Source organism: Burkholderia sp. AU31624 (assembly GCF_020420065.1).
GTDB lineage: Bacteria > Pseudomonadota > Gammaproteobacteria > Burkholderiales > Burkholderiaceae > Burkholderia.
In genome coordinates this window covers 448,250-469,672 of the sequence record NZ_JAIZRT010000007.1, presented here as the reverse complement: position 1 = coordinate 469,672, position 21,423 = coordinate 448,250, and the positions used below count along the sequence as shown (strand labels likewise).

Below are 21,423 nucleotides of genomic sequence, written 5' to 3'. Positions count from 1 at the left end.
GCGGCGCGCCGTCGTGCACCGCGGCCATCAGGCCGCGCGGCCGGGCTCAGGCCGGCGCCGCGCCCGCATTCGGCGCGCTCTGCGCCGGCTTCGCCGCGGCCTGGCCGGCCAGCACGAGGATGTCGAACGACGTGCCCTCGCGCGTCTCGAAGCGGCGCACGAGCTCGATCTGGTGCGCCGACATCACGCTGCCCTTGGTCATCAGCAGCACGCCGCGATGCGTGCGCAGATCGTCGGCGAGCTGCATCCCTTCGCGCAGCTGCGCGGACTTGACTTCCGCGACGGACGCCGCGATGCCGAGGCTCGCCGGGTCCCGCATCAGTTCGGTCAGGCCGTCGACGATCCGCGGGTCGTAACGCACGCCGGCCTGCGAGCGCAACGCGTCGAGCGCCTGCTCGACCGAATGCGGCGCGCCGATGTCGCCATTGCGCAGCCCTTCGAAGTCACGCGCGATCGCCAGGATTCGCGAGCCGAGCGGGATCGTGTCGCCCGCCAGGCCGTCCGGCGTGCCGCGTCCGTTGAAGCGCTCGTACTGGTGCAGCACGATCGACGCGACCTTGTGCAGTTGCGCGACCGGTGTCAGCACCATCTGCGCGCGCAGCGGATGCTGCAGGAACAGGCCGTGCTCTTCCGCCGTCATCTTCGCGAGCGGCTTGCGCAGCAATTCGTCCGGCAGCGACAACTTGCCGATGCCGTGCAGCAGCCCCGCGAAATAGACGTCCTGCGCATGCAGCTCGCTCATCCCGGAGGTCAGCGCCAGCCGCCGCGCGATTTCGCCGACCCGCATCGCATGACCGCTGGCCGACCCGCAGCGCATCTCGATCATGCTCGCGCAGACCTGGACCATCGCGGTGAAGCTGCTTTTCAGGTCGCGTTGCGCGGCTTCGAGGAACATCACGGTCTGGCCGAGTTCCTCCGTGCGTGCGCGAACCTGAGTTTCGAGCTCCGTATTGAACCGGCGCAGCGCGTCGTTCTGCGCTTCCGTCAGCGCGGCGAGCCGGGCCGCTTCGCGCCGCAGGCGCCGTTGCTCCAGCGCCTGTTCGAGGGTCAGCAGCAGGTCGTGATCGTCCCACGGCTTGTTCAGGTAGCGATAGACGCCGCCGTCGTTGACGGCCTGCACGACCGACGCGATTTCCGCATAGCCGGTCAGCAGGATGCGCATCGTGTCCGGGTAGAGCGCCCGTGCGCGAGCCAGGAACTCCGCGCCGCTCATGCCCGGCATCCGCATGTCGGACACGATCAGGTCGACTTCGGTCGACGCCAGGATCTCGAGGGCCGCCTCGCCGCTTTCCGCGGTCAGGATCGCGTAGCCGGCGGGACGGAACACGCGCCTGAGCGCCGACAGCACGCTCGGCTCGTCGTCGACCAGCAGGATCGTCGGTACGCCACCCGCATCGTCGGATGTCGCTGCCGCCCCGGTCGTTTCAGGCGATACCGCATTCAGTCCGTTTGTTGCAGATGTCGTCATGATGGCCTCGGATCATGTATTTATAGTCTCTCTGCATCATCGGCATGCGCCGCGCATTCCGTATCCGGGAAAACGCTGACGCGCTCACCCGGATCGCACCGCGGATGCGATCTACACCATCGCCGAACCCGGTGCGCGCACGTAGTAGATGTCCCACTCCGCTTCGTCGGCCTGCACGAAGCCGTGCCGGGCATAGAAACGATTCGAATCGCTGCCGCGCAGCGCGCCGACGCGAACGGGCACCCGCTGCGAATCGGCGTCGGCAAAGATCTTGCGCAGCACCGCCGCGCCGATCCCCTTTCCCTGATGCTCGGGCACGATGTACAGATGGTCGAGCAGCCAGTGATCTTCCTGCGGCCGGACCACGAAAAAGCCCGCGTTCACGCCGTCGACTTCGATCAAGCGGCATCGCGCCGGATCGAACGACGCGAGAAACCGGTCGCGCGCACGCTGGGGATCGAAGCGGCCGATGCGCTCGAGGCTGTCGCGCATCGCGGCGATGCGGATGGCGACCAGCGTCTCGGCGTCGGATCGGGTGGCGAGGGGAAAGGTCAGGTTCATTGGCAAGTTGTGCTCATGCGGAGAAACGCCCGGCATCCCGGCGCAGGCGTCGATACCCACTCTCGACGCCGGCCGGCACGAACCACGCGCGTCAGGGCGTCTCGATGCCTTCCGCCCGCGTCGCCAGGAATCGCAGGTACTTGCCGTCCTCGTCCTCGAACAGCTCCGGCCCGCCGCTCGCATAGGCGCGCATCAGCTCGTCGGCTGCGCGATCCAGATCGCCCAGTTCGAACTGGCACTGACCGAGCCTCAGGTGCAGGAACGGGTTGCCGATCGCGTTGGGGAAATGCATCGACTGGGCGAGATTGTCGCGTCCGGCCGCGTAGTTCTCTTGATGGAAATTCACGTCGCCGATGGCGGCCATCAACCAGGTGCCGGCTTCCCAGTTGGTCTTGGGTTCGGGAAGCAGGTCGAATCCCGCCCAGAATTTCTCGAGCGCGCCTGCGTAGTCGCCGTCTTCCATCAACGCATCGCCCGCGTCGCTCAGCGCGCCGATCCGTTCGTACAGCGCGTTGTCCAGTTCTGCCATGTCGAGTCCCTGTTCCGGAGTTGAAATCGGCCCGGTGCGGCCAGTGGTTGCGATACGATCGCGGTGATTGTTTGCAGTTTTGCCGTGCGGGTCGGTCGTCCGGACGGCATTCATCCAGCATACCCGAGCCATATGACGCGCGCGTCCTGACTTTCGGCGTAGCAGCACGTGCGGCTTGGGAAACGATCGCCCAATCCAGGGCGATGCTGCCGAATTTGCTTGCAGGCGGCACCGTTCTACAATTGGCCGCCGGCCGCGATCGCCTGCAACTGGCTGAATGGCGGACGTCGAGTGCACCCTTGCGGGCCGCATGCAAACTCGGGCTGCCAAAGCAACCTTTCGCAGTCACATGAGCACCCAACCCCCAACCTATCCGCGCCACCAACATGCTCACCGCCTTTGAACTCGCTGGTTTTATCGCTGCGCATGCCGTCTGGTGTGTCTCCGACGCAGATGGCCTTGTCCCTATGGTGGCATTTCAGACTGACGATGGTCAGCGAAAATTCGAGCGGCTGGTGTTCGACGACGCAGGCGAGGCCGTCGAGCACGGCCGAAAGCAGCTCGAGGGCGACCCGTTCAACGCAAATGACGGCGTGCTGGCATACGACGGCCGGATCGCGACGCCAGAAGGCAAAAAGGTTGACGCGATCATTCTGGAAGCGCGTTCCTACGCTTTCCCGTGGGCAAAGGCGGCCATTGCGGTGGCCTACACGCCGAAGAGCAGCGGCGACTTCCGTGTACACAAGCCCAAACTGATCTTGTGGGACAAGTGTGATGACTTTGATATCGGCGCCGCCATTGACTCATTCTTCAACGGCATTGCTTCACATGAGCAGGGCGCGAAGATTTGGAACGATGCGTTGGACGAGAGCAAGTAGGAATCGCCCGCTGCCGTTCTTTACTGCCGGCACGTGGCCGCGGGCGCGTCGCGTGTCGCGTGTCGCGTGTCGCGTGTCGCGTGTCGCGTGTCGCGTGTCGCATTACACTATCGGCCGCCACGCTACGCGTCCCGACCATCCGTGTTGCCCGGCCTGCTGCCGACCGTGATGTCGGTCGCGCACACCTGGCGAATTTTCGTTTGACTACCGACCCATGCTCCGCTTCGACAATCTCGGCAAGCGCTACGACAAGCGCGTCATCTTCAAGGGACTCCACTACGCATCCGGCGCCGGATGCGTAGCGCTGTGCGACGAAACCGGCAGTGGCAAATCGACGTTGCTCGCCATGCTCGCCGGCACGCTCGACGCGGACGAAGGCGAGGTGTGGATCGGCGGCCATTCGCTGCGCACCGCGCCGCACGACGCGAAATCCGCGCTGGCGTACGTGCCTGACGATTGCCTGGCGTATCCGCTCCAGACGGGCCGCGCGTTTCTCGATCTCGTGGCGGCCGGCAGGAAGACCGTCGTCGACGCCCGCACGCTCGAGCTGGCCGACCGATTCGGGCTCGGCCCGCATCTTGAGAAGCGCTTCGAGCAGATGTCGTTCGGCACGCGCAAGAAACTGTTCCTGACGGCGACGACGCTCGGCGCGCCCGCCGTCGTGATCGCCGACGATCCGGACAGCGGGCTCGATGCCGCGTCGCGTGCGGTGCTGGTCGATCTGTTCAAGACACTGGCCGCAGACCGTGCCGTCTTTTTTTCGACTTACGATCCGGCGTTGGCGCGCGCCTGTGACGCAAGGGTCATCACTTTTGCGGAGCTTGGATTCGCTGGATAGACGGCATCGTCGCCGGCGCAGTCGCTGGCAAGGATCGGGGGTGGCTGATGGTTGGAGGGAGAACGACGCAGCGACAATTGATCGCCGTCTTTTACCGCAAGGACGTGCGAAACGGCCCCCTCCCGCCTCGCACTTCCGTGACCTTCGCGATACGCACGGCCGGTGCGCGGAGCCTCGATCAACCGACTGTCCGACACCCCAGCCGGTAATCGTTCGCCCCGCGCATACGCCCGGCCATGCGGCCCGTCAGGCCTTCAACGCCCCGAACACCTCGTCCAGCATCTTCTTCGCGTCGCCGAACAGCATCCGGTTGTTGTCCTTGTAGAACAGCGGATTGTCGACGCCCGCATAGCCGGACGCCATGCTGCGCTTCATCACGATCGAGGTCTTGGCCTTCCACACCTCGAGCACCGGCATGCCGGCGATCGGGCTCGCCGGATCTTCCTGCGCCGCCGGGTTCACGATGTCGTTCGCGCCGATCACCATCGACACGTCGGCTTCGGGGAAGTCGCCGTTGATCTCGTCCATCTCCATCACGATGTCGTAAGGCACCTTCGCCTCGGCGAGCAGCACGTTCATGTGCCCCGGCATGCGCCCGGCCACCGGATGGATCGCGAAACGCACGTCGACGCCCTTCTCGCGCAGCACCTTCGTGAGTTCGTGCACGGTGTGCTGCGCTTGCGCCACGGCCATCCCGTACCCCGGCACGATGATCACGCTCTTCGCGTCGCGCAGCAGCTCGGCCGTCTCCAGCGCGCTCACCGCCACCACTTCGCCGGCCGGCTGCGCACTGCCGCCGGCCGCCGCGGGCGCACCGCTGCCGGTGCCGAAGCCGCCGGCAATCACGCTGATGAAGTTGCGGTTCATCGCACGGCACATGATGTACGACAGGATCGCACCCGACGAGCCCACCAGCGCGCCGATCACGATCAGCAGGTCGTTGCCGAGCATGAAGCCGGTAGCCGCCGCCGCCCAGCCCGAGTAGCTGTTGAGCATCGACACCACGACGGGCATGTCCGCGCCGCCGATCGCCATCACCATGTGCACGCCGAACAGCAGCGACACCACCGTCATCACGATGAGCGGCGTCATGCCGTCCTGGACCGTCTCCGCATGCAGGAACGCGCGGCCGAACACGATCACCACCACCAGCGCGGCCAGGTTGAGCCAGTGCCGCGCTGGCAGCAGCAACGGCTTGCCGCCGATCTTGCCGGAGAGCTTGCCGAACGCGATCACCGAGCCCGCGAAGGTCACCGCACCGATCAGGATCCCGACATAAATTTCCACTTCGTGGATCGCGTGCTCGGCGCCCGTGAACTGCACCGACGTATCGATGTAGCTCGCGAAGCCCACCAGGCACGCCGCCAGGCCGACCAGGCTGTGCATCAGCGCAACCAGCTCGGGCATCTGCGTCATCTGCACCTTCTTCGCGGCGTAGAGCCCCACCGCGCCGCCGACGACCAGCGCCGCCACGATGTACGGAACGCCCTCAACCGAGACACGCGGGCCGAGCACCGTGGCGAGCACGGCGATCAGCATGCCGATCATGCCGAGCAGGTTGCCGCGCCGTGCGGTCTCGGGATTGGCCAGCCCGCCGAGGCTGAGGATGAAGAGGATGGCCGCGCCGATATAGGAGACGGTAGTCAGATTGGAAGTCATTGTTATCGTCTCCTTACTTGCGGAACATCGCCAGCATGCGACGCGTCACCGCGAAGCCGCCGAACATGTTGACGGCCGTGAGCGTCAGCGCGCCCACCGCCAGGCCCAGGATCAGCCCGGACGGACGGCCCTCCGCCGCCGCGTCGCCCAACGGCGGCGCGACCTGTACGAGCGCGCCGATCGCGATGATCGACGAGATCGCATTGGTGACGCTCATCAGCGGCGTATGCAGCGACGGCGTGACGTTCCAGATCACCATGTAGCCGACGAAGCAGGCCAGCACGAACACCGTGAAGTGCGCGAGGAACGTGGCCGGCGCGAACTGGCCGACCAGCAGGAACAACAGTGCGCCGACCGCGAACGTGATCGCGAGCGACTTCGCCGACATCGGCGCGCCGCTGCCATGGCCGTGGCCCTTGGACGCGGTTGCCGCGACCGGCGGCGTGGCGGGTTTCGGGGCGGCAGCCGGCTGCTGGATCGGCGGCGGCGGCCACGTGACGCTGCCCTCCTTGACGACCGTGAGGCCACGGATCGCGTCGTCGCTGAAGTCGACGTTGATCGTGCCGTCCTTGCCCTTGCACAGCTCCTCGACCACGCGCAGCAGGTTGGTCGCATACAGCGTCGACGACTGTCGTGCCAGGCGCGACGCGAGATCCGTGTAGCCGACGATGGTCACGCCATGACGCACCACCGCTTCGCCCGGCACCGTCAGCTCGCAGTTGCCGCCTTGTTCGCCGGCCATGTCGACGATCACGCTGCCCGGCTTCATCGACTGCACCATCTCGGCCGTGATCAGCTTCGGCGCCGGCTTGCCGGGAATCAGCGCGGTGGTGATGATGATGTCCGCCTCCTTGGCCTGCTGCGCGTACATCGCGCGCTGCGCCTGCTGGAAGCCTTCGCTCATCACCTTTGCGTAACCGCCGCCGCCCGAGCCTTCTTCCTCGTAGTCGACCTTGACGAATTCGCCGCCCAGCGACTTGACCTGGTCGGCCACTTCCGCGCGCGTGTCGTTGGCGCGCACGATCGCGCCGAGGCCCGCGGCCGTGCCGATCGCCGCGAGGCCGGCGACGCCCGCGCCGGCGATGAACACCTTGGCCGGCGGCACCTTGCCCGCGGCCGTGATCTGCCCGTTGAAGTAGCGGCCGAACGCATGGGCCGCCTCGATGACGGCGCGGTAGCCGCTCACGCCGGCCATCGACGTGAGGGCGTCCATCTTCTGCGCGCGCGACAGCGTGCGCGGCAGCGAATCGATCGCCAGCACCGTGGCCCGCTTCGCGGCCAGCTGCTGCATCAGTTCAGGGTTCTGGGCCGGCCAGACGAAGCCGATCAGCGTGCCGCCCTCGCGCATCAGCGCGACTTCGTCGCTGCTCGGCGGCCGCACCTTGAGGACGATGTCGCTGCGGCCCCATAGATCGGCGGCCGTGGCCACGACGTCGGCGCCGGCCGTGCGGTAGTCGTCATCGCTGAAGTTCGCGCCGGTGCCGGCACCGCTTTGCACGGCCACCGAGAACCCGAGCTTGATCAGCTTTTCGACCACGTCGGGAACGGTCGCTACGCGCCGCTCCTCGTGGGCCGTCTCCAGAGGGACCCCAATCAGTAATGTCATATCCTGAACTGTCAGTAGTGGCCGTCGCGAGGAATTACGGCCTGCGTTTCACGTCACCCAACTCAATCCGTGTACGACCTTGCTCCGCGCGCAGCTTGGCACTCCCGCGCGGATTTCACAAACGATCGATCCTCTAATCGATGGTCTTGTCAGAGCAAACCCGTTCGTGCTCTTGCCTGATTATGCCGACGAATATCCGGCGTACGTTCCGATCGGATAAAACCCGTCAAGCATATCCCGTGCCAGAGTCTTTCCAAAATTTATCTTTTGAATCGGCGCGCATTCAATCCATGAATCCCCTGTCTGGACACGACGGGGCTGGCACGTCGCGCTCACCGGCCAGAACCCCGCCGCACGGGCCGCCGGCACGCGAATCCGTTTGAAACGTGAATAATCGGCGATCGGCATACGAGCACCGGAATCGGTTTCATCGAGAATCCCCCCGCTTGTCGGCACAATGCCATTTGTCGCGCGCCAACGACATAATCCGTGTGGCCGACGCGCTTCAGTGCCGGCGAGTTTAATGGAGAATGCTGACTGACTGCCGGGCCCCATCCGGCGACGATCATTCACGCTGCGTGTCGACGTGGGCACGAATGCGGCGCCGGTACCCGATTCTCTCGTTGCCGCGCTAGATCAGTTCGGCGACGCGCACGATAACGAGCGCGGCCGGCACGAGCACCGCCTGCGCACACAACGTGCCGAGCACGCGCGCACCCGCGAGCGTCGTGATGGCGCGCCGAAAGCTGTTCTCCGAGATCCGGCCTTCGATGACGTCGTCGGTCATGACTGAAACCTGCGGGTCGATGACGACCGCCAGCACGACGGTCGCGAAACCGTTGATGACGGACGACAGGTTCGCGCACGTCACTCGCAGGTCGGGCTTCAGGTAGCCCGCGTACAGCGACGCGAATACGCCGACCGTCCAGATCGCCATCGCGGCAACGTTCAATGCGATCACGCGCCACGACACGCCGGTGTTCGCGGTCAGTTGCGTAACGTTCTGGCTGGAAGGCAGTCGTGCGCCGACGCGCAAATAGTTGATCCCGGCGCGACTGCACGCATCCAGCAGCAAGCGGGGAATCGAGCGGTTCACCTGGAAGTGTTCGACGGCGCGACTGAAATAACGCTGGAACGTCGGGATCAGGAACGACCCGACGATGGTCGCCACGGTGGCGGACAGCAGGAACCACCGGAAGTCGGCCAGCAAGCCGCTCCCCATCCGGTGCGCGATATCCATTTCAACGCGTTTCGCGATGAACGGCCCCTGAAAGGAATTGGCCGTGCGGGACACGAGCGCGATGATCCCGAACAACGAAAACGACAACGCGATGCGACGGGTGCGCACGCCGGCGATCCGCACGGCATAAGCCAGCGTCGCGATCACATGGATGACGAAGGTGAGCCCGCAGATGATCCAAAGCTGACTGTCCATGCTGGTGCCGCGTGCGTGACGGGATCACGAGTGTACCCGAGCACGGCGCATCAGCCTGGCGAGGCCGCCTTCGCAAGCGTAACGATTGGACGATGAGCGTCAGGCACCCCCGCGCGGCGCCAATCCCCGCGCTTCATCCAGCATCCAGGTCGCGAAGGCCCGCAACGGCCCGTCGGCCAGCTCGATCGGTTCGGGCAGCACGAGGCAGAAGTTTTTCGTCACCGTCTTGCCCTCCGGCCAAGGCGCAACCAGCCGCCCTTGCTCGAGCTCCGCGTCGATGTACAAGCGCGGCACCAACGCGACGCCCAGGCCCGCCAGCGCCGCTTCGATCAGCATCGAATGGAGGTCATAGCGCGCGCCCACCGCTGAATTGGTCAGCACGATGCCGGCCGCCTGCGCATAGGCCTGCCATGCGTCGGGATTCTGTCGCCGATGAAGACGCGGCAGTGCGTCCAGCGACGGCTTCGCCCCGGCGCCGGCGAGCAGCGCCGGACTGCAGACGGGCACCAGCACTTCCTCCAGCAGCGGATGCGGATGCATCCCCGCCCAAGCCGGATGCTCGAAATGAATCGCTGCGTCGAAACCGCTCCCGGCCAGCAGGAACGGCTCCATCCGCTCGGCGATATGCACGGTGATGTTCGGATGCCGCGCCTGGAAATGTTTCAGCCGCGGGATCAGCCAGCGCGTCGCGAAGGTTGGGATGGCGGCGATATCGAGGCTCGCGCCTTCGATCGGCTGCCCCATCAGGTACAGGCTGTCCCGTTCGAGCCGATCCAGAATCTCGCGAACCTGCACCGCGTATCGCGCACCGTTCGGCGCCAGCCGTACCCGGTTGCCGATCCGCTCGAACAGCGTGACGCCCAGGAACGCCTCCAGCCGGCCGATCTGGCGACTGACGGCACCCTCGGTCCGCGCCAGCTCCTCGGCGGCTCGGGCAAAGCTGCCGTGTCGGGCCGCGGCTTCAAACGCCTGGAGCGCGGAATTGCTTGGGATCTTGCGGGACATGGGCGTCTCGTTGGTCGGAGTGTGTTCACCATCAGCTTGATCAAATATCACTGAAGGCTGACTTTATTTCGTTTTATGGCGCGGAATGGCGAGCTTAGCATTACGTTACCGCACTGAACATCACACGCTCCCCGATGGATGTGCATCCTGCCCAAAGGACGATCCCATGATCTACACCGTGGAATGCAGCTTCGCCGACCTCGACAGCGAAGCCGAATGGAACGACTTCTACAGCCTTGAAAAGCTGCCCGCGCTGATCTCGGTCACGGGGTTTCACACGTCGCAGCGGTTCAAGGCGATCACCGGTGGTTGCCCGGTTTATCTGGCGATCCACACGATCGACGGCCTCGATGTCCTGACCGGCGACGAATATCGCCGCAAAGGCGGCGGCAATTTCGCGAAGTGGCAGCAACACATCACCGACTGGCACCGGAATCTCTACAGCGATATCGGCTTCGCGCCGGCGGTAAAGGACGGTGAGCATCTCGCACTGAGCGCCGGCGGCCCTGATTCGCTGATTGGATTGGGCCTCCCACCGCTGGCCATGCAGGCCATTGCACTGGAGAAGTTTCCAGCGTGCCGTTGGCTCGCCGTCGTGCCTGGCAACAGCGCGCGGCTTGTCGAGGCGCTCCCGGAAGGCATTCACCTTTACGCGCCGATGACGGCGCAGTTGACGAGCACACGCGCCCTTTCGATTGCGCAGGAGTAGACCGCGATGCCGAACGTCACTTTCTCGATCGATGCGACGCGGATGCCGGCTGATGAAAGCCTTGCCGCGCTGTCGCGCGATTGCGTCGAACTCTGCACGCAGGTGCTCGAGGCTGAACTCAAGAACGTCCATGTCATTTTCCTGGCGGTTCGGCACGGGCATGGGCATCCCGTCTTCGCCGACATCCGGTATCGCGTCGGCACGTCTCGCACGCCGGAGGTCATGAACCGGTTCATGGACGCGCTGGATCAGGCGATCGTTCGCCGCACCGGCCTCACCGCACGCATTCGGTGCTTTGGTTACACCGCGTCGACCATTCACGTCCGCAATTAGCCGATTCGGAGCAACACGATGTCCACCCTTACCTTTCCTGTTCAGCAAGTCGGGGATTTCACGATCACCGCCATCAGCGATGGATATCTCACTGCCAGTCTCGACTTCCTGTCGAATATCGATTCGGATGACGCATCAAAAATGCAGCGTGATGCCGGACAGAAAGAACCCGCGGCCGTTCATATCAATTGCTACGTCGTACGCGGAGCGGGCCGCACCGTTCTCATCGACGGTGGGGCTGGCGGGTTCAAGCAATGGGGCGGCCAGCTTAAAACGAACCTGGTGCTTGCCGGTATCGAACCCGCTGCGATCGACACCATCCTGCTGACCCATGCGCATCCCGATCACGTCGGTGGGCTGGTGAACGGTGCGGGACAGGGCGCGTTTCCGCATGCGGAACTGGTCGTGCATCAGCGAGAGGTCCAGTTCTGGCAGGACGACGGAAATCTCAGTCGCGCCAGTGAGCGGGCTCGCGGCAACTTTGCAAAGGCGCGTCAGGTATTCGATGCCTATGACGACCGACTTCGCCTGTTCGAAGACGGACACGTGCTCCCTGGCATCCGCGCGCTGCCGCTGCCGGGACACACCGATGGACACACCGGATATGTCCTTGAATCCCGCGATCAAGGCCTGCTTGTGTGGGGGGACGTGGTGCATTTCCCGCATATCCAGATTCAGCGGCCGGACGTATCGATTGCGTTCGATCACGATGCGTCGCTGGCAGCATCGACACGGTCACGCCTTCTCGATCAGGTCAGCGCGGACGGTCTTCTGATCGCGGGGATGCATCTGGGGGAACTCGGATTCGCACGTATCAAGCGGACGAACAATGGGTATGGGTTGCTTTACGAGAACGAAAGCTGAAGCCACACGTGTACAGATGTGCGACGCCGCCACCTCACGCCGACATGCATGAGTCATTCGTTTGATCCAGGTGGCGCTTTTTGAGGGTTATACGACCTTTGCGCCATCCGCTTCGCGTTCCATACTGCACGTGAAGATCGAGCAGCGAAAAGCACAAACGCCATCGCGTCTTGCGCTTTCGGCCCGATCAATCACGACGTAGAAAGGAGCAGAAGATGAGGCTTAAAGACAAGTCGGCGTTGATCACCGGTGGTACCAGTGGCATCGGTCTTGCCACCGCGAAGCGTTTCATTGCGGAAGGCGCCCGCGTCGCGGTGACGGGTCGCGACGAAGCGGTGTTCGAGCGCGTGAGGGCCGAACTCGGCGAGCATGCGCTCGTTCTCAAGGGCGACGTGCGTTCGATCAACGACATGCGGGCGATTGCCGCTGAAGTCGGCGAGCAGTTCGGCGGCCTGGATATCGTGTTCGCGAACGCCGGCTGGGCGTTCCCGTCCGCAGTCAACGATATCGACGACGCGCTCTACGACGAGATCATGGACATCAACGTCAAAGGCGTGGTGTTCACGCTTCAGGCGGTGCTGCCGCACTTGCGAGCGGGCTCGTCCTTCATTCTCAACACCTCGTTCGTCGCGCAGACCGGCAAGCACGGCATCTCGTTGACCGCAGCCGCGAAGGCCGCCGTGCGATCGCTTGCCCGCAGTTGGTCCTACGAGTTTCTCGACCGGAAAATCCGCTTCAACGCGATCGCGCCCGGTGCGATCGACACGCCGCTGCTGACCAAGTGGGGCATGCCGGACGAATGGGTACGCGACCGCAAGGCCGAGTTCGCCGACGCCATTCCGGTGGGCCGCATGGGCAACGTCGAGGACATCGCCAACGCCGCGCTCTATCTCGCCAGCGACGAATCCGCGTACGTCGTCGGCACCGAACTGGTCGTCGACGGCGGCGCCTCGCAGCTTTGAGCCTGCGGCGCCCGATTCCGGCGCCCTGCGTGTCATCGCGGCTCATCCACCTGTCTGACCTCACGTCCGCCACGCTTTGAGTCGCGGCGGCGATTTCATGCGGCCCAGCCTGGTAGCACGCGCAGCAGGGCCGACCCGCAAGGAGAATTGATCTTGACCGACAGTAGCGAAAACAATACTTCCGGATCGCCACTCACCCGAGCCGGCCGTTCCCGCCGCGATGTGCTCAAGTTCGGCAGCATCGCGACGCTCGGCGCCGTCCTCGGCGGCGGCGCCCTGCTTGGAAACGCCCCCTCTGCGCTTGCACAGCCCGGCAGCGACGGCGCACTTGCCCCGAACGACCCGCTCGATATCCTGATCGTCAATTACGACGGCGGCACGCTGCTCGACTTCGCCGGCCCCAGCGAGGTCTTCCATCGGCTACCGAATACGAACGTTCGCTACGCGAGCCTCGATGGCGGCAACGTGACGCTCGAATTCGGCGTCGTGTACGGCAAGACCGAGCGGCTGGCCGATATCGACAAGACGGACGTGCTGCTGGTCCCTGGCGGGTCGAATCTGTCGGCGCCGATGCGCCCCGCGTATCAGGCGCAGATCCGGCGCCTGGCGGAAAGTGCCAAGCATGTGACGTCGGTCTGCAACGGATCGCTCGTGCTGGCCGCAACGGGCATTCTCAACGGCAAGCGAAGCGCCTGCCACTGGGCCTTCGTCAACAAGCTGGCCGAATACGGCGCCATTCCCGTGCCCGATCGCTTCGTCGAAGATGACAACGGCCGGTTCATGAGCGGCGGCGGCGTGACGGCAGGCATCGACTTCGCCCTTCGCGTGGCAGCGAAGCTGCGCGGTCAACAGGCCGCCGAACTCACGCAGCTCGTGATCGAATATGATCCCGCGCCGCCGTTCCATTCCGGTCATCCGAGAGAGGCGCGGCCGGAAGTCATCGCGATGGTCGACAAGAAACTGCCCGGTGCATCCAGGGGGCTCGCACGCGTCCCGGGCGTTCGTTGAAGCGCTTGCAGGCAATGTGGGCCAACCCATCGAAAGACTGCGACGAACACCGCGACCGACATTGCCTGTTTCATCCTATAACTTTCGCAGTCCTTTACATTAAAACCATGCACGGAACTCACTCGATGCAACAGACTCGTATTTTCACGGCTGCCCTTGCGGCCTGCGTCACTTTCTTCGCGTTCGCCGCGCCCGCGACTGCCGCTGGTTCGCCACGTCCGCCCGAAGCGGCCATCAAGGCCGAGAATGCGCGATGGGCGGATGCCTTTGCGCGAGCGGATTACGAGGCGATCGGCCGCCTCTACACCCGCGACGGTACGCTCTTGCCGCCCGGAGGCGACAAGATCACGGGACGCAACGCGATCGTCGGGTACTTCATCAAGGGGTATGCCGGATCAAAGCCCGCCACCGTATCGTTCAGCAATGACGAGTTCTACGGTAACGACCGGATCGTGACAGAGGTGTCGGATGTGGAGGTCCGCGACCACGATGGACAACTCAAATTCCGCGGCAAGCAGACGCTCGTCTTTCTGAAAGAGGGCGGCGCGTGGAAGTTGCATCGCGACATGTGGAACGATGACGGCCCGCTGACGGCGGATGGCCATTGAGCGTCTGGTGAAACGCTTGGCGATCTACCCAACGCGCCGCTAGTCCGTGAGAGGGGCCTCGCCCAGGCAGCGCGGATCGGCCGGCTGAGGATAGTCGATCAGCGCGCGCCGTTCGCTCGGCTCTCGCGTCGAATCGCTTGCGGCGGGTGCCCATGCAGTTTGATGAAGGCCCGCCGCATCCGCTCCGGATCGGTGAACCCGACCGCCAGCGCAATCTGTTCGATCGGTTCGCTGCCCCCCTGCAGGCGCAGCCGTGCCGCTTCGACACGCAAGCGCTCGACCGCCTTCGCCGGTGTTTCTCCGGTTTCCCGGCGGAATGCGCGCCCGAACTGCCGCAAGCTCAAACGTGCGGCCTCGGCGAGCCGCTCGACAGGCAACGCTTCCGCCAGGTGTTCCCGCGCAAAATTCAGCGCGATGCGGATGCGGTCCGATTCCGGCTCCATCTGCGACATCGCCGAGAATTGGGACTGACCGCCCGGCCGACGATACGGAACCACCAAAAGCCGGGAGACAGCGCGCGCAACCTCCGCGCCCAGATCTTTTTCAATCAGGCCGAGCGCCAGGTCGATGCCGGACGCGATACCCGCCGACGTCCAGATGCGCCCCTCCTCGATATAAATGCTATCGCCCTCGACCTTGGCGCGCGGAAAGCGCGACTGCAATTGAGCCGCGTACCGCCAGTGCGTCGTCACGCTCACGCCGTCCAGCAAACCGGTTTCCGCAAGCAGAAACGCCCCCGTACACACGCTTGCGACCCGCGCAGCCCTGGCGCCCAGTTTTTTGGCGGCGGCAATGTTCTCCAGCGTCTGCATCGGATCGATGTCGCCGCCCACGAAAATGACGGTGTCGAACGTGCGCCTTCCGATCGGCTTCGTGTCGACCGACAGGCCCGTATTGCCCGGCACCGGGCCGCCGGACTGCGAGATGACGTGGAGATCATAGGGCGCGTGGCCCGCGGCCGTGGCGACCTGGTTGAAGGCCGACAGTGGCCCGCCCAGATCGAGCGCATCGTAGCCACGGCAAACGAAGAATCCGATTCGATGCATGACGAAGTCGCTGACTGAAAATCCCGTAAAGTCGCATTTTACAAGGAACCCTCAAATAGCGCCATTCAGCCGGAAATGAGGGAAATAGGTCGTTTACGTCGTGATCGATTGTCCGTATGTCTAACCGCCGGCATCTGCCGGGCCGGGATGGCCGTCACGCCCACCCTACTCCGCATTCACCTTCCGCCACTGCATCGGCGACATCTCGTACCGTCCTCGAAACGCGCGACTGAACGCCGCTTCCGACGTATACCCAACCCGACCGGCGATGTCCGAAATCGGCGCACGGCTGTACCGCAACAACTCCGCCGCCCGATCGAGGCGCCAGGTCGTGAGATAGCTCAACGGCGCCTGCCCCACGACACGCTGGAACCGGTCCGCAAACGCCGACCGCGACAGATTCGACAACTCGGCAAGATCATTCACGCTCCACGCCCGCCCGGGATCGGCATGAATGGCCGACATCGCCGGGTTGATCCGGCTGTCGATCGCGCCGGACAGCCACCCGTGCCCTGCCGAGCCCTCCGTCGCCCAGGTGCGCAGCAACTGGACGAAGATGACGTCCAGCAATCGGGAGATCATCGCGGCGGCGCCCGCGCGCGGACTCAACGCCTCGTCGAGGATGAAATGGCAGCTCAGCTCCAGCCACTCGAACGGCCGCTCCCGCAACCCCTTCAACACCAGCACCGGCGGCAGCACGGACAGCAACCGTTGCGACAGCACGCCGTCGAATCCGAAATCGCCGCACAGCCACGTGGTGTCGCCGCTCCCGATCGTCAGGCGCTCGCGATCGTAGTACTTTGGCGCGAGATCCGTGACGAGACTCGCGGAGCGGCCCGGCCGGTCGGAAATGACATGGCCGTGGCCATGCATCAGCATGACCAGGTCGCCCTGCGACGCGTGATAGCGCTCGTCGAGCCCCTCCACTTCGATCGCCACGCTGCCGCTACGGATGATGTGCAGACGATACTTGCCGGCAGGAAAGCGCAATCCGAAAGGCGCCGAGGCCGCGCACGTGAAGACCGTATTGCCGCGGATGCGGATCAGCTCCAGCACGTCGGAAAAGGCATCCCGCTTGAAGGCGAACGGATCTACCCCATCGTCCAGCGTCGTCGGCGTTTGAGCAAAGAATTCCGGCTTCTTGGCCATGTCACGTACCCGGATGGTCTTTATGATGGGCACATCATTCACGCTGAATGACGCCGGTGTCAAAGACTATTCTCGAGGTGCGCGGCATACGGCAATCGCGTAGTACCCCTTGTTTCGTTGCTGGCAAGCACGGGGCAGACGGCTCCGAAAATACCGCGGTGTCGTGGGCGTGACGTTCGTCATTCAGCGATCACAGGAGCAGGGATATGAATCCGGAAACGCGTACCGACACGGTTGTACTGATTCACGGTCTGTGGATGACACCGTTGTCGTGGGAACATTGGGTCACGCGCTACGAGCAGCGCGGCATGCGCGTCATCACGCCGGGGTATCCGGGCGTCCAGCCGGGCACGGCCGGCGTCGAGGCGCTCCGTCGCGACCCGTCGCCGCTGGTGAATCTGGGCGTGCGCGAGATCTTCGACCACCTGGCCCGGACCATCGCCGCACTCGACACCAAGCCGATCATCATGGGGCATTCGTTCGGCGGCGCGTTCGCCCAGCTTCTTCTCGACGCGGGCTACGGCTCGGCCGGCGTCTCGATCGACGGCGCCGGGGTGAAAGGTGTATGGGCGCTGCCGTTCAGCCAGATCAAGGCGGCGTTCCCGGTCCTGCGCAACCCGGCCAACGTGCATCGCGCGGTGCCCATCACCGAGAGAGAGTTTCACTACGCGTTCACGAACAACCTGAGCCTCGAGGAATCGAAGAAGGTCTATGACCGCTACGCGGTGCCCGTGTCGGGGCGGATCCTGTTTCAAGGCGCGTTCGCGAACGTCAACCCGAATGCCCCGACGCGCTACAACTTCGCGAACGACGAGCGCGCACCGCTGCTCTTTATCGCCGGCGGCAACGACAACATCCTGCCGCCTGCTGTTCAGCGCGAGAATTTCGAAAGGAATGCGAAGGGTTCGCAGGCCATCTCGGCGTACAAGCTGTTCGACGGCCGCAGCCACTACACCTGTGGCGAGAAAGGCTGGGAGGAGGTTGCCGACTTCGCACTCGACTGGGCGCAGGCGCCTGTGGCGGGGGATCTCGGCAAGCGCTAAGTTATCGGCCAATGGCCCAATTCCCGAACGATGTCGTGCAACGTCAACAGGCCATTGAACGACTTGTCGGTCTGACGCATTCTCCGGTTCGCCAGTCGAGGCAGGCCCCCCTCGCGTTCCGGTTTTCAATGTGCGAGTGGCAAGTCGGCAGACATGGTGTTGGATTGCCCCGTCCTGGCACCCTCGACCACGGGTGCAGGTCAGGCAATCCGTTCCGGCACGGCACGCGTTACGCGCGCCGGCTTACGCGGCCTTGGCCAGCTCCGCGTCGATGGCGGCGACCAGCTTCGGGTCGTCCGCGGTCGTATCCGGCGAGAAACGCGCGACCACTTCGCCGGTGCGGCTCACGAGAAACTTCTCGAAGTTCCACAGCACCTCGGGCGCCGGGTTCGGTTGGATGCCGTAGCCTTCGAGGCGCGTACGGAACGGGCCGTCACCGGTCGCCTGCGGCTGCGCCTGGGTGAGCGAGCGATAGAGCGGATGCTTGTCGTCGCCGATCACGGAGATTTTCGAGAACAACGGAAACTTCACGCCGAAGGTGGCGGTGCAGAACGACTGGATCTCCGCATCGGTGCCCGGCTCCTGGCCCTTGAAGTTGTTGGCGGGGAACGCCAGCACTTCGAGGCCTTCCGCGCGCTTGCCTTCGTAGAGCGCCTCCAGACCTTCGTATTGCGGCGTCAGCCCGCATTTGGACGCCACGTTCACCACCAGCAGCACTTTGCCTTCGTACGCGCGCAGGGTTGTTTGCGCGCCGTCGATGGCGTTGACGGGAATATCGTAAATCGTGCTCATGTCTTCATCCTTCAATGGATCAAATTGATGGCGAGCCGCAGGAATCGCGGTGTATCGCGTTCATTGGAAAACCCTGGACGTCGGTCAGCGAAGGCACGTAATCGACGCTCGTGATCTGCGCGTAGCAGAGCCCTATCCTACTGCGAACGGTCAACTTCCTGCTTGCAGGCGCGGACCGTGGGGTCCGACAGGCGACCTGGAAAGGCCCAGGCTTCGATACAACGGCGGAATGGACGCATAAGCGTCGCCCCGTTGCAGGGGTACGCCATCAGCGGATGCGGTGCGCGGCGATATTCGAGCCTTGGTCAGACTTCCGAACGCTCTACGACCACCTCACTGATTTGAAGCACGGGCTGTATATCCGTGTAATTGGCGATGTCGGCCATGATCTCCTGCGCGTGCGGGTCGCGCGCCGCCTGGAAGGCTTCGACAGACGTGCAGACGAAGTCGCACTTGGCCACGTAGACAGGCTCAGTGCCCGGAGCACCGCCTGCGATGCCCTTGTCGACCGTGTAGTACAGACATGCCGCACCGAGCCGCTGCTTCACCATTGGCATGTGCTTGTCGCGGTAGTAAGCATGATCGAATCGTGCGCCTGCGGCGTACGGGTACATGACACTGACTTTGATCATCGGGTTCTCCTGTTGCTGCATGGGAATCGAGGCGCCAACGCTCGCGAGACGACATCGAGGCTGCCGAGATCGGGCGTGGCGAACGCTTCTTGCAGAAGACGTACTGACTCTTCCGATTGCGCGCCGATGAACCCGTCTCGCCGTTTTGGCGGCACTGAGTGTACCCGGCTACGACATGCCGCGGATGCTGGCGACATGGCTTGCAATCAACCGACAACTTCCTGTCGATGCAGACAAGACGCGCGCAAGTCAATTTCGCACGCGCACCGCGATTCGTAGCGGCATGCTCGTCGTCGTGGTAGTTTCTTGCTTCCCTCCTCGCAAGAGGAAGATAAGAAACCACGAGGGCAATCCACATGCTGATTGCACGAGACGGCCGATCCATTTCAATCGGCTGCATGCGACTGTCACACCTCGCGGTGGCGGTAGTCGCCATGCACGCGGCTGCCGCTTTTTCCGCTGATTTCTCTCCACCCGCAACCGTCTTGTCCGATGACACGGTCTACACGGTGAATCGCGACAGTTCGTCGATTCGTGACCAATCCAGGTCGATCCGGATAGAGACGGAACAGGGCGTCAGGTCGTACGGTCAGGTTTCGTATCGATATAGTCCCGAGTTGCAGAAGTTCGACGTGATCGAGGCTTACACCACCACGCGCGACGGCGTACGGATCGACGTCCCGTCCAATGCAATTTTCACTCGTCAAAGCGCGTCGAGCATCCACGCCGCCACCTTCGACGACAACCTCGTCAAGACGATCGTCTTTCCCGGCGTAGAACCTGGCGCGACCGTGACCATGCACACGCGTGAGACGCAGGTCACGCCGCTTTTCCCCGGCAATTTCTCGGCCGACGACACGTTTCCGAACAACAAGCCGATCCAAAGCGCCAGCATTACGATCAATGGGCCATCCTCGATGAAGCTGTATACGGATGTCGTCGACATGCAGGGCGGACGGGTTGCAACCGATGCCGACGGCCGGCAAACATGGCGCTGGACGATAAAGGATGCAGCTGCGCAGCCATTCGAAGCCAATGCGCCGAGCATCGAGGATCGCAGCCCGCGGATCGTGGTCACGACGTTCCCGGGTTACGCGGCGCTCGGGCAGGCATACGCCGCCCGTGCGCAGCCGCAGGCGACCATTACGCCCGACGTGCAAACGCTGGCCGACGAGGTCACGAAGGGAATCGCCGGCCGGCGCGATCAGGCAGATGCGCTCTATCAATGGGTCAGCCGAAACATCCGCTACGTCGCAGTGTTCCTCGGTTTCGGCGGCGTCGTTCCGCATAGCGCACAAGACGTCCTGCATGCACGCTATGGCGACTGCAAGGACCATACGACGCTGCTGCAGGCGCTGCTGGCAGCCAAAGGCATCGCGAGCGACACGGTGCTCGTGAACGCGGACAGCCGCTATTGGCTGCCTTCGGCCGCCAGTCCGTTGGCCGTGTTCAATCACGCGATCACCTACGTTCCCGAGTTCGATATCTACCTTGACTCGACCGCGGGCACGGCGCGATTCGGCACGCTTCCTTTCAACGAGCAGGGAAAGCAGGCGTTGTTGACCGGCGTCGGCAATGAGCAGTCTCGCTTGGTCGTCCTTCCCGTTGCTCGCCCCGATGCCGACACGGTGACGGTCGTTACGCACGTCGCGCTCGACAAACTCGGCACCGTTCGTGGCGATAGCGAAGTCAAGAACGGCGGCGAATACGACTGGGTCGCGCGCTCCATATTCTCCCGGCTGCCGGCTGGTTCGGAACCGGTGTTTGCGCAGGCGTTACTGACTGCGAGCGGGTTGGACGGCACCGGCCGCTACATCCATGGCGACATCAATGATCTCTGGATGGCGTTTTCGTTTTCCAGTGTGTTCGAACTACCGGACTACACCGCGCTCCCTGGCCCCGGCGCCATGCGCGTCCCAAGGGGATTGGGCGGCCTCAACACGATATCCAGTGCCATTGACGGGGTAGGTTCGGCCAAGCGCAAAACTCCGTTCCTGTTCAAGGCAGGACACTTCAGCGAAATCACGAAACTGGAATTGCCGGCCTCGATGAAAGTGTTGAGCCTGCCCAAGCCCGTCACCGTCACTTCGCCGTTCGGGACTTATGCGTCGTCCTATGCGATGGAAGGCAGAACCATCAGCGTGACCCGAACGCTTGATTTGACATCGAAAGTGCCGTATTTGCAGCCGGACGAATATCCCGAGTTCGGAAGAATGGCGACATCGATCAAGCGTGACCTTGCAGCGCAGATCGTCTATCAATGAGCGGTTTTGCGGCGCGACAAACCCAGCGGCCAAC

The 21,423-nt window shown here is 63.9% G+C and carries 21 protein-coding genes; 10 read left to right on the top strand and 11 right to left on the bottom strand.

Translation table 11 applies throughout. The annotated features are described in order from the left end of the window. Positions 1-46 precede the first annotated feature (46 nt). The 3 genes from LGM89_RS26455 to LGM89_RS26445 all read right to left on the bottom strand — a co-directional run bounded on the left by LGM89_RS26455 (position 47) and on the right by LGM89_RS26445 (position 2,558). Positions 47-1,468: an HD domain-containing phosphohydrolase gene (locus LGM89_RS26455; RefSeq protein WP_226274444.1), complete on the bottom strand. Its 1,422-nt coding sequence runs from the start codon at positions 1,466-1,468 to the stop codon at positions 47-49. Between the two features lie 111 nt (positions 1,469-1,579). Beyond that, a complete protein-coding gene (locus LGM89_RS26450; RefSeq protein ID WP_226274443.1) occupies positions 1,580-2,029 on the bottom strand; it encodes a GNAT family N-acetyltransferase in 450 nt (149 codons plus the stop codon). A 91-nt stretch (positions 2,030-2,120) separates the two neighbouring features. Further along, positions 2,121-2,558 (bottom strand): tetratricopeptide repeat protein, encoded by a 438-nt coding sequence (locus tag LGM89_RS26445; RefSeq protein WP_089498760.1) that lies wholly within the window; start codon positions 2,556-2,558, stop codon positions 2,121-2,123. A gap of 386 nt (positions 2,559-2,944) precedes the next feature. Between LGM89_RS26445 and LGM89_RS26440 the strand changes: the two genes are divergently transcribed. Both LGM89_RS26440 and LGM89_RS26435 read left to right on the top strand, forming a co-directional pair. After that, positions 2,945-3,436 (top strand): hypothetical protein, encoded by a 492-nt coding sequence (locus LGM89_RS26440; RefSeq protein ID WP_226274442.1) that lies wholly within the window; start codon positions 2,945-2,947, stop codon positions 3,434-3,436. 214 nt (positions 3,437-3,650) lie between these two features. Continuing rightward, positions 3,651-4,274: an ATP-binding cassette domain-containing protein gene (locus LGM89_RS26435; RefSeq protein ID WP_089498762.1), complete on the top strand. Its 624-nt coding sequence runs from the start codon at positions 3,651-3,653 to the stop codon at positions 4,272-4,274. Between the two features lie 246 nt (positions 4,275-4,520). Here the strand turns inward: LGM89_RS26435 and pntB are convergent, their stop codons facing one another. From pntB to LGM89_RS26415, 4 genes are all read right to left on the bottom strand, one after another. Beyond that, positions 4,521-5,933, bottom strand: a complete 1,413-nt coding sequence (gene pntB, locus LGM89_RS26430) for a Re/Si-specific NAD(P)(+) transhydrogenase subunit beta (protein WP_226274441.1) — start codon at positions 5,931-5,933, stop codon at positions 4,521-4,523. A 13-nt stretch (positions 5,934-5,946) separates the two neighbouring features. Further along, complete coding sequence (locus LGM89_RS26425; protein ID WP_226274440.1) at positions 5,947-7,539, bottom strand: Re/Si-specific NAD(P)(+) transhydrogenase subunit alpha; 1,593 nt, start codon at positions 7,537-7,539, stop codon at positions 5,947-5,949. A 631-nt stretch (positions 7,540-8,170) separates the two neighbouring features. Then, complete coding sequence (locus tag LGM89_RS26420; protein ID WP_089498765.1) at positions 8,171-8,974, bottom strand: lipid II flippase Amj family protein; 804 nt, start codon at positions 8,972-8,974, stop codon at positions 8,171-8,173. Between the two features lie 99 nt (positions 8,975-9,073). Continuing rightward, on the bottom strand, positions 9,074-9,979 hold the full coding sequence (locus LGM89_RS26415) for a LysR substrate-binding domain-containing protein (RefSeq protein ID WP_226274439.1): 906 nt from the start codon (positions 9,977-9,979) through the stop codon (positions 9,074-9,076). Between the two features lie 166 nt (positions 9,980-10,145). Here LGM89_RS26415 and LGM89_RS26410 point away from each other — a divergent pair, with 166 nt between their 5' ends. The 6 genes from LGM89_RS26410 to LGM89_RS26385 all read left to right on the top strand — a co-directional run bounded on the left by LGM89_RS26410 (position 10,146) and on the right by LGM89_RS26385 (position 14,463). Continuing rightward, complete coding sequence (locus tag LGM89_RS26410) at positions 10,146-10,688, top strand: sugar ABC transporter (RefSeq protein WP_089498767.1); 543 nt, start codon at positions 10,146-10,148, stop codon at positions 10,686-10,688. 6 nt (positions 10,689-10,694) lie between these two features. Next, entirely contained in the window at positions 10,695-11,021 is a 327-nt protein-coding gene (locus tag LGM89_RS26405; RefSeq protein WP_226274438.1) for a hypothetical protein, read from the top strand. Positions 11,022-11,039: 18 nt separating this feature from the next. After that, positions 11,040-11,885, top strand: coding sequence for an MBL fold metallo-hydrolase (locus LGM89_RS26400; protein ID WP_226274437.1), 846 nt, complete (start codon positions 11,040-11,042; stop codon positions 11,883-11,885). 215 nt (positions 11,886-12,100) lie between these two features. Next, positions 12,101-12,847 carry an SDR family oxidoreductase gene (locus tag LGM89_RS26395; RefSeq protein WP_089444350.1) on the top strand — a complete coding sequence of 249 codons (747 nt, stop codon included), beginning with the start codon at positions 12,101-12,103 and terminating at the stop codon, positions 12,845-12,847. Between the two features lie 153 nt (positions 12,848-13,000). After that, entirely contained in the window at positions 13,001-13,855 is an 855-nt protein-coding gene (locus LGM89_RS26390; RefSeq protein ID WP_226274436.1) for a DJ-1/PfpI family protein, read from the top strand. 125 nt (positions 13,856-13,980) lie between these two features. Continuing rightward, entirely contained in the window at positions 13,981-14,463 is a 483-nt protein-coding gene (locus LGM89_RS26385; RefSeq protein WP_226274435.1) for a YybH family protein, read from the top strand. 98 nt (positions 14,464-14,561) lie between these two features. Here the strand turns inward: LGM89_RS26385 and LGM89_RS26380 are convergent, their stop codons facing one another. Together LGM89_RS26380 and LGM89_RS26375 are read right to left on the bottom strand one after the other, a co-directional pair. Continuing rightward, positions 14,562-15,509: a GlxA family transcriptional regulator gene (locus tag LGM89_RS26380; RefSeq protein ID WP_226274434.1), complete on the bottom strand. Its 948-nt coding sequence runs from the start codon at positions 15,507-15,509 to the stop codon at positions 14,562-14,564. Between the two features lie 165 nt (positions 15,510-15,674). After that, on the bottom strand, positions 15,675-16,658 hold the full coding sequence (locus tag LGM89_RS26375; protein ID WP_226274433.1) for an AraC family transcriptional regulator: 984 nt from the start codon (positions 16,656-16,658) through the stop codon (positions 15,675-15,677). A 206-nt stretch (positions 16,659-16,864) separates the two neighbouring features. On the opposite strand from LGM89_RS26375, the gene LGM89_RS26370 reads away from it, so the two are divergent. Beyond that, a complete protein-coding gene (locus tag LGM89_RS26370) occupies positions 16,865-17,701 on the top strand; it encodes an alpha/beta hydrolase (RefSeq protein ID WP_226274432.1) in 837 nt (278 codons plus the stop codon). 243 nt (positions 17,702-17,944) lie between these two features. Here LGM89_RS26370 and LGM89_RS26365 read toward each other — a convergent pair whose 3' ends face one another. Together LGM89_RS26365 and LGM89_RS26360 are read right to left on the bottom strand one after the other, a co-directional pair. Further along, positions 17,945-18,493: a glutathione peroxidase gene (locus LGM89_RS26365; RefSeq protein WP_226274431.1), complete on the bottom strand. Its 549-nt coding sequence runs from the start codon at positions 18,491-18,493 to the stop codon at positions 17,945-17,947. 305 nt (positions 18,494-18,798) lie between these two features. Then, positions 18,799-19,125, bottom strand: a complete 327-nt coding sequence (locus tag LGM89_RS26360; RefSeq protein WP_089444557.1) for an EthD family reductase — start codon at positions 19,123-19,125, stop codon at positions 18,799-18,801. Positions 19,126-19,481: 356 nt separating this feature from the next. Here LGM89_RS26360 and LGM89_RS26355 point away from each other — a divergent pair, with 356 nt between their 5' ends. Then, entirely contained in the window at positions 19,482-21,389 is a 1,908-nt protein-coding gene (locus LGM89_RS26355; RefSeq protein WP_226274430.1) for a DUF3857 domain-containing protein, read from the top strand. The last annotated feature ends 34 nt before the right edge of the window (positions 21,390-21,423 follow it).